Origin of the sequence: Clostridium neonatale, assembly GCF_900465025.1 — a bacterium.
Classification (GTDB): domain Bacteria; phylum Bacillota; class Clostridia; order Clostridiales; family Clostridiaceae; genus Clostridium; species Clostridium neonatale.
In genome coordinates, this window is record NZ_UICR01000001.1 from 699,160 (window position 1) to 713,344 (window position 14,185).

Below are 14,185 nucleotides of genomic sequence, written 5' to 3' on the forward strand. Positions count from 1 at the left end.
TATTGTTAAATATATCCTTAAATTGCGTTTAGAGACAGATTTTATTATAAAATCTGGGCAAATCTTAAATTATTTATAAATATTAAAATTATAGATTCATAAGGGAAATTTTTCTATTTTGTGTTATTACAATGTGCTTTATCATTCTTTACCACAAGTTAGAAATGCAATTGAAAAGTTTATAAGAAATATAAATATGTTTTCTACTTAGGCAATAGTTAGATTATGCGTCTGAAGATAGAAACTGATTTGCAACATATATATAATTTTAAATTTTTATTTCTAAAATGACTTTGCAAATTGAGTTAAAGATATATTTTATAAATCTTAGATATGACATTTCAGATATAGTAAATAATTTTACATTAAATAATATTAAATACTAAATAAGTATAATATAATAATGATTAAAAATAACAATTAATGAAGATTGTTGAATTAAGAAAAATAATATGGTATTATGAGGAATATAGATAACAAAGAAATAGAAATACTTTTAGACAAGTTTTAGAATAAATTATAATGTAAGCTGTAAAAACTACCTAGAATTAATAAATTTTTATGGAAAATAATATAATATTTATAATAGCTATACATATAATTTATATTTAATTACCTATCTTTCGTACAAATATAAAAGTTATAATTACCTATAAAATTTCTTTATGTGTCCAATTTAAGATAATGTATTATTGAGTACCATACAAATTTAAAAATGGTCATACTGAGAAAAGTAAAAATAATACTTATAATTTAGAATTATACTTAATTGGTAAGACTTGATTTAAATTGAAATATTAAAAGTTAGTTGGATATATGTGGGAATACAAAGTACATAAATCATTAACTTTGCTAACTTAGTTAGTTGCGAAATATTTACTGTGATTCTCTCAGAAGTTCTTTTAACAACATCTTTTATATTTCCAACAATTTTTACTAGAGCTCTAATTCTTATATTTTCAAGTTCAGTGCATAAAGAACTATAGAGTTGAAACAGCTTATAAGATTATGTGCTGTGGATATAATCTACAGAAACCCATATATACTATAGAATTTTGATGTTCTTAGATTTTTTATATGACATACATTTTAGCCATCTTAAAGAATGCTACTATAAGTCTGACATTGATTATAAAATAAAAATGAAATAATTCCACTGGATTGATTTCATTAATACTTATGTTTTTTATCTTTACACTTATTATTAGTAAATTATTAGTAAAGGTAAAATTATTCATTGGATAATACCTGCCTTTCTTAATTTTTTTGTGTGTAAAGAAAATTATACTTGAAGGCTAGTATTATTCTTTATTTATTTTTTGAAATTACAATATGGAGAATGCTATGTTTTAGTTGTATGAAATTTAGGTAATTAAAAATAAAAAAGATACTAGTAATTAATTGATATGATTTGTCCAAGCTGTGAAATTATTTGTGGATATAACCAGTTACAAATTATAAATAGAAATAAAGAGTAATTAAGTTATCATCAACAAAATAAAAAGGCTGACTTCATATAGTTAACTAATGAAAAAATAAAAGAAAGACACAGGGGAAGAAGATTAGAAAAAATAATCTAAAAGAATTATAATTTTATTTTAGGAGGAATTTATTATGGAAAAGTATATTTGTACAGTCTGTGGTTATATTTATGACGAGGCAGTAGGCGATCCAGACAATGGAATTGCAGCTGGAACAAAGTTTGAAGATATTCCTGACGATTGGGTTTGTCCGTTGTGTGGAGTAGGAAAATCATACTTTGAAAAAGTAGCATAGTAAATATTAATAGGAATAAACTAGGATAATAAAATACATCTAAATTTCATAACTTTATAAGTTATATTACAATTTAGATGTATTTTATTGTTTACACCAGGTTCGATATAAGGCGATGAATCATATCATTAAGCACTTCTAGTCCATGCAATGACTCTAATGCAGACTTTATCATTTGGTTTTACTATAATAGTTGGTCCTGGTACTGAACAATTATATCCCCATGCCTTAACAAATAGTTCTGGTATTAGTTTTAAAGTAACTTCTTCTGCAAGTGATGTGAAATATTTAATTCCATCTTCATAGGTAATTTTAAATTATTTATTTCAGATGTTATTACCATAAAATACTTCAATGAAATGTTAATATACACTATATTATTATTTTAGTGGAGTATAAAATGTAATAATTATTATTTAATTTTTGTTGACATATTCACATAATGTATGATAAAATACTAAATGTCTTAGGGGTATGGCTCAACGGTAGAGTAGTGGTCTCCAAAACCATTGGTTGTGGGTTCAAATCCTACTGCCCCTGCCAAAATCGTAACACACAGTGTTACGATTTTTTTATTTAAATAGTATAACATAGATATACTATATAGCTGAAGCAATTAAAAATTCAAATGTAGAATGAGATTTAATTAAATCATAATATATATATAAACTTAATAAAATTAATTTGTAAGATATATTAATTGAAAAATAGAAGATAGTTGTATAGTATAATAATATTGTGGTGATAATCCATTATGAGGTGAAAATATTATGGATAAATTACTTTTTTTAAAAAGAGTAGCAAAGAAAAATCCCTATGAAAATAAATGTGATAGGATCATAGAGGATAAAGTAGAAAGACGATATTATAAATTTGAAGATAAATTTATAAATAAAAATGGATTTTATTATATAAGTAAAAAAAATGAATCTGAAATAGAATTATTAGAAATAATAAAAAATTTATTCTATTTTGATAATAAGGTTCCGGTGATTGATTTTTTTAATTCTATATACTGTGATGGATGGGAAGCATTAAATTCGATTGTTAGATATATAGAAAGTAGCAAAGAATCAAAAGAAGAATTTGATATTGTAATTCAAATAGAAAATGAATATAAAAAAATAAAGTATAAAATTAATTTTAAAATTGAAGATAATGAAAATCGAGCAATAATTATCTTTAGAGATGACTTATCTAAAGAATCAAATAAAATAATAAGTTTGTTTGGTGGAAAACAAGCGTTAAGAAATAAAAAGAGTAAGGCAGAATTAAATAAAAACAGTCCATATATTATTATGTTGAATTCAAATATGGAAGTGCCAGACATGTTGGAATTTAAAATTAATGCTGAAAATACTCATTCATATAAATTTAATGTAGTAAAAAGTTGGAAGTATGATATGAAAAAAATGTTTGATGAAAATGTATATTTATTTTTCCCATTAAAAATATTTGATTTGGAAAAGAGATTATTTAATATAAGTGATGAATCTGTATGCCATGATCTTGTAAGGTATGAAGTGCTTAGATTTTTTAGGGAAATGAACAATTATTTAAAGAAGATAAAAGAAAAAGGTATCATTTCACAAAATGATATGCATGAGCTTAATTCGATTGCTTCTAATTTACTTCTTAATATAATAAATAAAGAAACTCAAACGCTTGCGCAAATAGATAAAAAATTTGTTGATAGTGTAATGATTACTGTAAGTTAATAAAAAATATAAAAATCCATATTTTTCAAGGAATATAAAAGCCTATATTGGTAAAAATAATATTGTCAACAAGGATAAATAAATTATTAATCATGTTGGCAAATACCAGATTAACCAAGGAGGGGATTGTAATGTCAAACAAAGCATTAGTTCCAGAAGCAAAACAGGGCTTATCAAGATTTAAGAACGAAGTAGCTCAAGAACTAGGAGTACCATTTAAAGAATATAATGGCGACTTAACAGCAAGACAATGCGGTTCCGTAGGAGGAGAAATGGTAAAAAGAATGGTAGAGGAATATGAACATAGAATATAGCGATTATGTTTATTAATATTCAGAAAGCTTAATTAAAATTTTCATATTTCAATGCCGAGGGATATATTACTTAAGTTTATAGTAATATATCCCTTATTTTTATGAGCCATTATAATTTTATTGACATACTTATCTATTCCTAGTAATATTATTTATAAGAGTGCAAATGCGAATTATTTGCATATAGGAGGTAATAATGAAAAAGAAAATTTTTTTAGGGGTATTATTAGGTTTAATAGGAAGTATGATCATAGGATGTGGAGAATCAAATGATAAGAATGCAGTTAAAAATGAAGAGACAAAACCAAGCATTACAGTATCAATTTTTCCATTAAAAGAATTTGCTGAGGAGATAGCAGGAGATAAAGTAGATATTAATTGTTTAGTTCCAAATAATATGGAACCACATGATTATGAACCTAAAACTAAAGATTTTGAAAAATTAATAAATAGTGATGCGTTTATATATAATGGACTTGGATTAGAAGAATGGGTAGAGAAAGTTAATGAAGTAATAAAGAATGAAGACGTACTAATAGTAGATTCAAGTAAAAATGTGGATTCTATAACAATAGAAGATGAAAATCATGAAGAAGAACATAATCATGACAATGAAGAAGAACATGACCATGAACACGGGGCAATTGATCCTCATTCATGGCTTAGCTTAAAGGAAGCACAAGTTCAATCAGAAGCAATAAAAGATACATTAATAGAGATAGATCCTGAAAATAAAGCATATTATGAACAAAATTATAATGAATTTAAACAAAAATTAGATGATTTATACAATAAATATAATGAAAAATTTCAAACACTTCAAAACAAGAATTTTATAACTGGTCATGCAGCTTTTGGATACTTATGTAGGGATTTTGGATTGGAACAAAAATCAGTTGAAAATGTATTTGGAGAAGGTGAACCAACACCAAAGCAATTAGAGAATCTAGTGAATTTTTGTAAAGAAAATAATATAACAACTATTTTTTCAGAGTCATTAGCAAGTCCTAAAGTTTCTGAGACTTTGGCAGCTGAAGTTGGTGCAAAAGTAATTCCAATATATACTTTAGAGTCTCAAGAAGATAATAAAAGCTATCTAGAAGCTATGGAGTATAATTTGAATCAAATATATAATTGCTTAGAAAAATAATAACTTTATAGAATAGAAAAATAAGCTTTGATATTTTAAACATCTTCCTGTCTATTTGACGGAGAACAGTTCAAAATGTCAAAGTTATTTTTTATTCTTTAGGAGCGTGCCCTTTGAGGGGATAAACTGAAATGGAAAATATTGAAATAAACTAATGCCGTTGAACCTAAAGAATAAAAAATAAAATATATGTGCCTGGCCTTTTCTTCGGCAAGCTCAGAAAATCCAGAATGTGCTGAAAAAAATCGGCGGCTAAAGGAGTTTATTAAATTTAAGTTATTGTACTCTATTGGATTTATATTTTATAGGGGATTATATCATGGTTGCCTTGGCGATTTTTTTATGTTCAAATATTATAAAAACTCATGGTAAAAAATACAAGCGTTTATTGACACATTTATATAATAACGTAAAATATAGATATATGGGATTAAAATTTGATGAATAATTTTAAGGAGAGTTTATGAAAGACAAGGCAAGAAAAATTTATGAGGAAAATATATTAATTCATGAGAAAAAAAGCGATTTTCTAAATAAGAAAAGTAATTTAGTTGGGTGGAGCAGGTTAGGAATACTTATACTGGTGATAGTAATAGATTATATTTTTTATAAAAAAAATGATTATGGTAATATTGCTATATCATCAATTTTAGGAATATTTATATTTGTGATCCTAGTAATTTATCATAATAATATTTTAGATTCTAAGAGGAAGGAAGATATATTATTAGAAGTAAATAAAAAAGGCATAAAAAGAATAGAGGGAAGATTTAAGGAATTTGAAGATGATGGCAAAGAGTTTTTAGATGATACGCATCCATTCACAAATGATCTAGATGTATTTGGAAATAATTCGATTTTTCAATATATAAATACTACTGTAACTTATGGTGGACGTATATTACTATGTAATTTACTAGAATTAAAAATAAGATTTTCAAAAGAAGAAATAAAACTAAGGCAAGAAGCTATAAATGAACTTGGAGAAAGGGTAGAGTATAGGCAGAATTTATTTGTTGAAGGAGTATTAAATGAGACAAATATCAAGGAAATAAAATCTTTTATTGAATGGAATAAAATACAAAGAAAATATGGTTTATCACGAATAGTATGGGCAAGTATATTTATTTTAATAACTATTGTGTCTATTTGTTTAATTATTGGGAATATACTACCAGAATCATTTTTGTTGCTAAATTTAATGGCAAATTATTTAGTATCAAAGATATTATCTAGCGGTATAAAACATGAGATAAAATTATTTGAATCAATAAAGAGTGTAATAAATGGATATTCAAAAATATTTGCTATAATAGAAGAAGAAAAATTCAATAGTGAATACCTTAAGCAGCTTTGCCGTAAGTTAAGTAATGATAATGTAAGTTGTAAAAAAGAACTAGAAAAATTATCTGATATCTTTGATTGGATAGGAAATAGCAAATATAATTCATATTATTTTTTATTAAATATATTATTTTTTTCTGATGTTTTTTTAATGAAAAGTCTTTATAAGTGGAGAGAAAAAAATGGTGAGTGTATAGAACAGTGGATTAATGTTGTTAGTGAAATAGACGCACTGAGTAGCATATCAAATCTTGCATTTGAAAATTCAGATTGGGTTTATCCTAATATTTTGGATAATGATATAATAGAAGGAGAAAATATAGGACATCCGCTTATTGGTAAAAAGGCAATTAAAAATAATTTTAAATTTAATGGGGAAAAAAGAGTCGCCGTTATTACAGGTTCAAATATGTCTGGTAAAAGTACATTTTTGAGAACTTTAGGTGTAAATCTTTTACTTAGTTATGTTGGTTCACCTGTTTGCGCAAGGAATTTTTCTTGTGGAATTATGAACATCTATACCTGTATGAGAACTAAAGATAATTTGCAAGAAAACATATCATCATTTTATGCTGAAATATTAAGAATAAAATTACTTATAGAAGCATGCAAGAGAGGCGAAAAAGTCTTCTTTTTATTAGATGAAATTTTTAAAGGGACAAATTCAAAAGATAGGCATATAGGTGCTACAGTTTTAATAAATCAATTAATAAAATATGGTGGCGTAGGTCTTGTATCTACTCACGATTTAGAATTGTGCGATTTGGAATATAAAAACAGTAAAATCGTAAATTATAATTTCAGGGAATATTATGAAAATAATAAGATTAAATTTGATTATTTACTTAGAAAAGGAAAAAGCGAAACTCAAAATGCAATACATTTAATGAGACTTGCAGGAATAGAGATAGGGGAGGAGTAAAAGGAGGTGAATTAGCCTTCTTAAATTATTATGGCATATATTATTATTGACTTGGAATTTAATGGAATGAAGGGGATAACTAAATATTACAAGGATTTTTTTGATGAACATAGTGAGCTTAAAGAAGTTGGTATTGAAAATGAAATAATTGAAATTGGTGCTATAAAGGTTGATAAATATATGAAACCTGTATGTAGTATGAGAGAATATATAAAACCGACTATATTCCCTATTATTAATCCAATAGTAAATGAAATAACTAAAATTGACATGGAAATCTTAAAGGATAGAGGCATCTCATTTGAAGAAGCTATGAGTAAATTACGAGATATGTTTGAAGATGGTGATGTTTTATGTTCATGGGCGAAAGATGATATTGTAGAATTAATCATAAATTCTAATTATCATAATTATAAACAGCTAGAATGGATTAATGGTTACTTAGATTTACAAGAATATGCAATGAAAATATTAGTGCATAAAAAAGCATTAGGTCTTAAATCAGCTTTAGATGAACTAAAAATAAAGATTGATGAGAGTAAACTTCATGATGCATTAAATGATGCGGAGTATACAGTAGAAGTTTTTAAAAGAATATATAATTCAAGAGTTATTAAGAACTATATAATTAATGATATTTATAACATGCCTGCATTAAATGTGGAAAACCTAAAAGAACGTAATATAGACGAAGAAGACTTAAAATTACTATGCCCAAAATGTAATAAAAAAGTAAATTTAGAAACGCCCTTAAAATTACTTAATTGGAGATTTGCAGCTGTAGGAGCATGCCCTAAATGTAAAAATAATATATTATGTGAAGTTTCTATAAAAAAGACATTGAAAGATGAAGAAATCTACATAGAAAATAATAGTATACTTAAGAGTGAAGCTTATTTGAAATACTGTTATAAGCTTAATAATTTAGATGAAAATAAAGAAAATGTAACAAATATATAAGAAATTACTGAAGAAATTTTGTGAAAAGTATGATAAAATGTAAAAAGGACATGTTACAAAATATAGAAATATTATATAGAATGTGATATTGAATTCGTTTAAAGAATAATCTGTAGCATGGAATTATAATAAATTTATTTAGGAAAGGATTTTAGTTATGAATATAGCCTTTTTTCTTACTCCTAAAAATGAAGTAGTATATGAAAATCTAGAAGCGACAATGAGACAAGTTATGGAGAAAATGGAGCATCATGGATATACAGCTATACCGCTTATAGACAGAGAAGGAAAATATGTAGGTACATTAACAGAAGGGGATTTACTTTGGAAGTTAAAGAACACCCCAGATTTGAATTTTAAGAACACTGAATCTGTTAAAGTAAAACATATTGAAAGAAGAATAAATCATAAATCAGTATCTATAACTTCGAATATAGAAGAATTGATAACTTTAGCGGTTAGCCAGAATTTTGTTCCGGTTACTGATGATAATGGAATTTTTATAGGAATAATAAAACGAAGTGATATAATAAATTATTGTTATAATGAGATGGAAAAAAGAAAGCATTTAGAAGTTCAGCAGTTTTCTATGTATGATGAAGGATAGTATATTAAAGAGGTGGCTAGTTGCCACCTCTTTAAGCATTTTGATAAGTTTCAACAATGAAGTCAAATTCTTCAACATTAGTTATTTCACCAAAGGTATCTTCTTTTATTCCAGGATAATAGTATAACACTAATTTATCATTTGCATCTCTTAAGTTTTCAAGTAGTATATATTGTTTTTTAATCGTACAGTCCTCTATTACAGCTAAGGCCTTATACTTAGAAGAAATACCAGTATCATTATTAGTAAGATCAAAGGTAAAGTTATCAAACTTTCGAATATTAACTCTATCTTTATCACAAAAACTTAATAATGAGTTGCTTCTACAAGCTGAGCATGATTTGAAATTACACTCAAATGAACAATTTAAGCATGTACATTTATAACATTTTTCCAGTTGAGTGAAATCCTCTCTATTTTTTGCTTTATAATCTTGCAACAATGAAATAGTAGGGTTAGATTTAAATATAGAAAATAGAGATTTTTTTTTACAATCAGTTTCTGCTGAATCTAATAGCTTAATATATTCTTTTAATGCATCAGACTTAGAATAATATTTTCGTTGTTTTAATTTTTTTTCTTCTATAAAAGGGGAAACCTCATTTAATGCAAACATTATTTCTGTATATATCTTTCCCCAATAGTTTCTCTCAGTTTCTATAAAGTCGAGATCTTTATCCATATATATCACCTAAAGATTATTTTTATATTTTTCAAGTTCAAGATCTAAATCTACTTCATCTAACTTTTCAAACTCACTATCAAAATTGTCTAAATCTTTTAATTCTCCTAATCCTTGAGCAAGAGATTCTTTTCTTTGAATTTTTCTTTCTATGCTATCAAGTTGAATGGAATTATTTTTTGTTTGAACATTGGCAAGCACTTCATTAACTTTTTGCGAAGCTTCAGCATTTGAAAATCTAGCAGCAGCTTCATCTCTGTAGTTTCTAGTTTTGTTAATCTCTTCTTCTAATGAACGAAGATTGGCTTTTAATGCATCTGCTTGAATTTTTGAATTATCATAACTTGATTGAAGAGAAGAGACTTTTTTGTCAATTTCAACTTTTCTAGCTAAAGCTTTTTTTGCTAGATCTTCATTTCCTTTGCTTAATGCAAGTTTGATTTTTTCTTCATAATCAGCAGATTCCTTTTTAGCTAAGTTTAATTTTTTTTCTATTTCATGAACATTACCTAGAATTTGAGCAGAATTTAATTTTGCTTTATTAAATTGTTCTTCCATATCTCGTAACTTTTGATCCAATAATTCAATTGGATTTTCCATTTCATCTAAAGTATTATTTACTTTTGCTTTTATCATATTTGACATTCTTGAGAAGATTCCCATAAATTTACCTCCAATTATTTTCTTTTATTTTTTAGATATATTTTTATTAAAGCAATTATTATCATAAATATTATTGCTAATATTATAGCATTGATCATTAAACTTGTTATTGAGCCAAAATAAAATGGTCTATAAAAATAACTACCATAACTATATGATGGCCAATAAGATGTATTTCCTCTAGGTGGTGAATCATAGCTTTTGGTATTAGTATCATTTTCTTGGTTATTACCATCTGCATCAGATGATTTATCATCAGTATTTTTATTTGTAGAGAAAGAACCACTTTTAAATCCTTTTTCACTTCCTGTACTACTAGAAGAACTGTCTTCATCACTAGTGGTACTATTTCCACTAGAAGTTGAGTTTGTAGAAGAATTACTTACAGAACCGGTTTTAAAATCGCCATTAGTTGAACTTGTAGCGGAATTATTTTTATCAGTAGAAGTATTATTTCCACTAGTTGTTGAACTAGTAGAAGTAGTATTTTTATTTGTAGAAGAATTACTTACAGAACCAGTTTTAAAATCGCTACTTGTTGAACTTGTAGTGGAATTCTTTTTATTAGTAGAATTACTATTTCCACTAGTTGTTGAACTAGTAGAGGAACTCTTTTTATCTGTAGAAGAATTACTTACAGAACCAGATTTAAATCCACTATTGCTTGAACTATTAGATGAGCTTTTCTTACTACTAGAACTTCTTTTACTACTAGAACTTTTTGAACTGTGAGAACTTTTGGAACTACTAGATTTTGATTTAGCTTGTGCAATGTTAGTTTGAAGCTGATCTGTATTACCTAGAGATATTATATCTAAGGATAAACCGGAAAATGTAAATAAAAGTGTTAAAAGTAATATAAAAAGTTTTTTCCTATTATTCTTTCTAATATTTATCCCCCCCATAAATTAAGTATGTATTAATTATATAAAAAAAAGAATAATCACACAATGATAGAATTTACTCAAAATAGACTAAATTACAGGATTAGGGTTTAATATATCACTAAAAGGTTATTAAAACTATCTTTTAATAATATTATATAACTCTTAAAGTGTTATATAATATTATTTGTTGCAATCAGAAGTAAAATATTTTTATAAATATATGAGTTTACTTGTATTAAAGGTTTACTTAGATTAATATTGTAATTAGATAGTTTATTTTTAGGAGGATTTGAAAATGCTTAATGAAGAAAAAGAAGTTACAATGAATGATTTCTTTGATAATTATGATGTAAAGAAATTAAATAGAGGAGAAATATTAAAAGGTACAGTTATAGAAGTAAGTGATAAGGATGTAAGTGTTAATATAAATTATGCTTTTGATGGATTAATTTCAAAAGAAGAAGTATCTATGGATAATAAAGATCCTAGAGAAGTAGTTAATGTGGGAGATGAAATTACAGTATATGTACTTTCACCTAATGATGGAGAAGGTTATGTTGAACTTTCTTTAATAAAAGCTATGGAAATAACAGAAAAAGAAAATCTGAAAGCAGCTTATAATGAAGGAAAAGTTATAATTGTAAAAGTAAAAGAAGAAGTTAAAGGTGGTTTAGTAGCTTATTATGGAAATATAAGGATATTTATTCCAGGATCACTTGCGTCAAGGGAGAGAATTGAACTTAGTACTTTACTTGAAAAGGAATTAGAGGTTAAGATAACTGAATTAGATTTCAGAAATAATAAAATAGTTGCATCAAGAAGGGTACTTGAAGAAGAAGAATATGAAAAAAATCAAAAAGCAATCTGGAATACTTTAAAAGAAGGAGAAAAGAGATCTGGAGTTGTTAAAAAGATAGTTAAATTTGGAGCTTTTGTAGATATAGGTGGAGTAGAAGGATTAATTCACCTTTCAGATCTATCTTGGAAAAGAGTTAATAGAGCAGAAGAAGTTGTAAAAGAAGGTGATAAAGTAGAAGTATTTATAGGAAGTGTGGATAAGGAAAAGAAGAGATTATCTCTAATTCTAAAAGATGTTGAACAAGAACCGTGGACTTTACATAGCAAAGATTTAAAAGAAGGCGATGTTGTAGAAGGAAAAGTATGTAGATTAACTTCATTTGGTGCTTTTGTAGAGCTGTTTGATGGAATTGAAGGCTTAGTACATATTACTGAAATAACAGATGATAATATTGCAAAAGCTTCTGATGTATTAGAAGTGGGTCAAAAGGTTAAAGTAAAAGTATTAAGTATTGACAACGAAAGCAAAAAAATTGCATTAAGCATAAAAGAGGCTGTTGAGACTAATAAAGAATATTTAAATTATGTTGATAATGAAGAAGATGGAACCTCTTTAGCTGATTTACTTAAAGGATTTAAGTTTGAATAAAGATATAAAATGAAAAGATAATGCCTACTTAAATTTAGGCATTATCTTTTTATTTTATTGTATTATATTTTTTCGATTTTTAACATATTAGTTCCACCTGTATGAGTTGTAGGCATACCAGCAGCAACTATTATATCATCTCCAGGTTCAGTTATTCCTAATTTAAATACTACATTTTTAGCTTCATCTAAAATTTGATCTGTAGTATTAAACATGTCACATAGCATTGGATAAATACCAAAGTTTAAGCTTAAAGACCTTCTAACTTGGTCATATGGAGTAATAGCTATAATTGGAGCTTTTGATCTATATCTTGAAAGTATTCTGGCAGTAGCACCACTTTTTGTAGCTGCAACTATTGCTTTTGCATCTAGTAAATTAGCAGTTCTACAAGCAGAGTAACTTATTGCAGCAGCATAATCAGTAAGAGATGGTTCTCTAAGTCTTGCAGTTAAAGCATTATAATCTAGGTATTCTTCAGCTTCTTGAGCAATATTAGCCATAGTTGTTGCGGCTTCAATTGGGAATAAACCAGAGGCACTTTCACCACTTAACATGATTGCATCAGTTCCATCAAATATAGCATTACAGATATCACTAGCTTCAGCTCTTGTAGGAAGAGAATTTCTTATCATTGAATCAAGCATTTGAGTAGCTGTAATTACTATTTTACCTGCTTTATTACATTTTTTAATTATCATTTTTTGAATTATAGGTACCTTTTGTATTGGAATTTCTACACCCATATCTCCTCTAGCAACCATAACTGCATCAGTAACTTCTATAATTGAATCAATATTATCAACACCTTCTTGATTTTCAATTTTAGCAATCACTTTTATATGCTTTCCATTATTTTCAGCTAAGATCTTTTTGACATCAAGAATATCACTAGCTTTTCTTATGAAAGATGCAGCAATGAAATCTACACCCATCTCACATCCAAATTTAATATCTTCGATATCTTTTTCAGTTATTGAAGGGAGTTTTATAACTACATTAGGTACATTAACACCTTTATGATTTTTAATCATACCACCAACTTCAACTACTGTGTGAATAGTTTTTCCTTCAATACTAGTAACAGTGAATTTTAGAAGACCATCATCTACTAGAATTTTACCTCCTACTTTTATATCTTCATAAAGTTCTAAGTAAGATATAGAACATCTATGTTCATCACCAAGAATTTCTTCTCCACAAATAAAATCAAAAGAATTGCCTTCCTTAAGTTCTACACCATCATTGACAAAATTATGGGTTCTTATTTTAGGACCCTTAATATCTAATATAATTGCAGTTGATGAATTTTTTTCCTTTCTTAAACGCTTTATTAATTCTATTTTTTCTTTATGTGTCTCATGAGTTCCATGGGAAAAATTTAATCTTGCGGCACTCATACCAATATCAATGAATTTGCCTAAAACTTCTTCATTATCACTGGCAGGTCCAATAGTAAAAATCATTTTTGTTTTTTGCATATTAACACCTCATCCTAATAATTTATTTTAATATATATTTCATCTAATTTTGAATAAATTAGCAATAATACACTACATAAATGAAAAAATATAAAATAGTAAAATGCTCGCAATAAATTTAAAAAAATGGAGCAAAATATATAATATCAATTATAGTCTTATCAAAATACATTTATTAAATTCATTAAATCTAGGCAGGAATAATTCTAATACACGTACTATATAATTTAAAAT

13 protein-coding genes and 1 tRNA gene are annotated in these 14,185 nt (G+C 26.4%); 10 read left to right on the forward strand and 4 right to left on the reverse strand.

All coding sequences use genetic code 11. The features are described 5' to 3' along the window. The first annotated feature begins 1,614 nt into the window (after window positions 1-1,614). The 9 genes from rd to CNEONATNEC86_RS03285 all read left to right on the forward strand — a co-directional run bounded on the left by rd (window position 1,615) and on the right by CNEONATNEC86_RS03285 (window position 8,791). On the forward strand, window positions 1,615-1,776 hold the full coding sequence (gene rd / locus CNEONATNEC86_RS03245; protein WP_058293801.1) for a rubredoxin: 162 nt from the start codon (window positions 1,615-1,617) through the stop codon (window positions 1,774-1,776). A 159-nt stretch (window positions 1,777-1,935) separates the two neighbouring features. After that, on the forward strand, window positions 1,936-2,082 hold the full coding sequence (locus CNEONATNEC86_RS03250) for a hypothetical protein (RefSeq protein ID WP_159135514.1): 147 nt from the start codon (window positions 1,936-1,938) through the stop codon (window positions 2,080-2,082). A gap of 162 nt (window positions 2,083-2,244) precedes the next feature. Then, a tRNA-Trp gene (locus CNEONATNEC86_RS03255) sits at window positions 2,245-2,319 on the forward strand. Window positions 2,320-2,546: 227 nt separating this feature from the next. Then, window positions 2,547-3,494 (forward strand): hypothetical protein, encoded by a 948-nt coding sequence (locus tag CNEONATNEC86_RS03260; protein WP_159135515.1) that lies wholly within the window; start codon window positions 2,547-2,549, stop codon window positions 3,492-3,494. A gap of 131 nt (window positions 3,495-3,625) precedes the next feature. Further along, window positions 3,626-3,808, forward strand: a complete 183-nt coding sequence (locus CNEONATNEC86_RS03265) for an alpha/beta-type small acid-soluble spore protein (RefSeq protein WP_058293803.1) — start codon at window positions 3,626-3,628, stop codon at window positions 3,806-3,808. A gap of 196 nt (window positions 3,809-4,004) precedes the next feature. Continuing rightward, window positions 4,005-4,958, forward strand: coding sequence for a metal ABC transporter solute-binding protein, Zn/Mn family (locus CNEONATNEC86_RS03270; protein ID WP_125149462.1), 954 nt, complete (start codon window positions 4,005-4,007; stop codon window positions 4,956-4,958). Window positions 4,959-5,421: 463 nt separating this feature from the next. Further along, complete coding sequence (locus tag CNEONATNEC86_RS03275; protein ID WP_159135516.1) at window positions 5,422-7,224, forward strand: MutS-related protein; 1,803 nt, start codon at window positions 5,422-5,424, stop codon at window positions 7,222-7,224. Between the two features lie 30 nt (window positions 7,225-7,254). Next, window positions 7,255-8,184, forward strand: a complete 930-nt coding sequence (locus tag CNEONATNEC86_RS03280; protein ID WP_058293806.1) for a 3'-5' exonuclease — start codon at window positions 7,255-7,257, stop codon at window positions 8,182-8,184. Window positions 8,185-8,341: 157 nt separating this feature from the next. After that, entirely contained in the window at window positions 8,342-8,791 is a 450-nt protein-coding gene (locus tag CNEONATNEC86_RS03285) for a CBS domain-containing protein (RefSeq protein WP_058293807.1), read from the forward strand. A gap of 31 nt (window positions 8,792-8,822) precedes the next feature. Here the strand turns inward: CNEONATNEC86_RS03285 and CNEONATNEC86_RS03290 are convergent, their stop codons facing one another. From CNEONATNEC86_RS03290 to CNEONATNEC86_RS03300, 3 genes are read right to left on the reverse strand one after another with little or no spacing between them, the layout of a single operon-like run. Beyond that, on the reverse strand, window positions 8,823-9,473 hold the full coding sequence (locus tag CNEONATNEC86_RS03290) for a DUF1292 domain-containing protein (RefSeq protein WP_159135517.1): 651 nt from the start codon (window positions 9,471-9,473) through the stop codon (window positions 8,823-8,825). Window positions 9,474-9,482: 9 nt separating this feature from the next. Then, on the reverse strand, window positions 9,483-10,136 hold the full coding sequence (locus CNEONATNEC86_RS03295; RefSeq protein ID WP_058293809.1) for a PspA/IM30 family protein: 654 nt from the start codon (window positions 10,134-10,136) through the stop codon (window positions 9,483-9,485). A gap of 14 nt (window positions 10,137-10,150) precedes the next feature. Next, window positions 10,151-11,041, reverse strand: a complete 891-nt coding sequence (locus tag CNEONATNEC86_RS03300) for a hypothetical protein (RefSeq protein WP_159135518.1) — start codon at window positions 11,039-11,041, stop codon at window positions 10,151-10,153. Between the two features lie 277 nt (window positions 11,042-11,318). On the opposite strand from CNEONATNEC86_RS03300, the gene rpsA reads away from it, so the two are divergent. Continuing rightward, window positions 11,319-12,470, forward strand: a complete 1,152-nt coding sequence (gene rpsA, locus CNEONATNEC86_RS03305) for a 30S ribosomal protein S1 (RefSeq protein WP_159135519.1) — start codon at window positions 11,319-11,321, stop codon at window positions 12,468-12,470. A gap of 62 nt (window positions 12,471-12,532) precedes the next feature. Here rpsA and pyk read toward each other — a convergent pair whose 3' ends face one another. After that, window positions 12,533-13,951 carry a pyruvate kinase gene (gene pyk / locus CNEONATNEC86_RS03310; RefSeq protein WP_058293812.1) on the reverse strand — a complete coding sequence of 473 codons (1,419 nt, stop codon included), beginning with the start codon at window positions 13,949-13,951 and terminating at the stop codon, window positions 12,533-12,535. Between the last annotated feature and the right edge of the window lie 234 nt (window positions 13,952-14,185).

What these genes read in the sequence shown, in the direction of transcription:
- CNEONATNEC86_RS03270 (WP_125149462.1), top strand. Translation starts at nt 4,005, where the DNA reads ATGAAAAAGAAAATTTTTTTAGGGGTATTATTAGGTTTAATAGGAAGT.
- CNEONATNEC86_RS03265 (WP_058293803.1), top strand. Translation starts at nt 3,626, where the DNA reads ATGTCAAACAAAGCATTAGTTCCAGAAGCAAAACAGGGCTTATCAAGA.
- rpsA (WP_159135519.1), top strand. Translation starts at nt 11,319, where the DNA reads ATGCTTAATGAAGAAAAAGAAGTTACAATGAATGATTTCTTTGATAAT.
- CNEONATNEC86_RS03275 (WP_159135516.1), top strand. Translation starts at nt 5,422, where the DNA reads ATGAAAGACAAGGCAAGAAAAATTTATGAGGAAAATATATTAATTCAT.
- CNEONATNEC86_RS03290 (WP_159135517.1), bottom strand. Translation starts at nt 9,473, where the DNA reads ATGGATAAAGATCTCGACTTTATAGAAACTGAGAGAAACTATTGGGGA.
- CNEONATNEC86_RS03295 (WP_058293809.1), bottom strand. Translation starts at nt 10,136, where the DNA reads ATGGGAATCTTCTCAAGAATGTCAAATATGATAAAAGCAAAAGTAAAT.
- CNEONATNEC86_RS03285 (WP_058293807.1), top strand. Translation starts at nt 8,342, where the DNA reads ATGAATATAGCCTTTTTTCTTACTCCTAAAAATGAAGTAGTATATGAA.
- CNEONATNEC86_RS03250 (WP_159135514.1), top strand. Translation starts at nt 1,936, where the DNA reads ATGCAGACTTTATCATTTGGTTTTACTATAATAGTTGGTCCTGGTACT.
- CNEONATNEC86_RS03280 (WP_058293806.1), top strand. Translation starts at nt 7,255, where the DNA reads ATGGCATATATTATTATTGACTTGGAATTTAATGGAATGAAGGGGATA.
- rd (WP_058293801.1), top strand. Translation starts at nt 1,615, where the DNA reads ATGGAAAAGTATATTTGTACAGTCTGTGGTTATATTTATGACGAGGCA.
- CNEONATNEC86_RS03300 (WP_159135518.1), bottom strand. Translation starts at nt 11,041, where the DNA reads ATGGGGGGGATAAATATTAGAAAGAATAATAGGAAAAAACTTTTTATA.
- CNEONATNEC86_RS03260 (WP_159135515.1), top strand. Translation starts at nt 2,547, where the DNA reads ATGGATAAATTACTTTTTTTAAAAAGAGTAGCAAAGAAAAATCCCTAT.
- pyk (WP_058293812.1), bottom strand. Translation starts at nt 13,951, where the DNA reads ATGCAAAAAACAAAAATGATTTTTACTATTGGACCTGCCAGTGATAAT.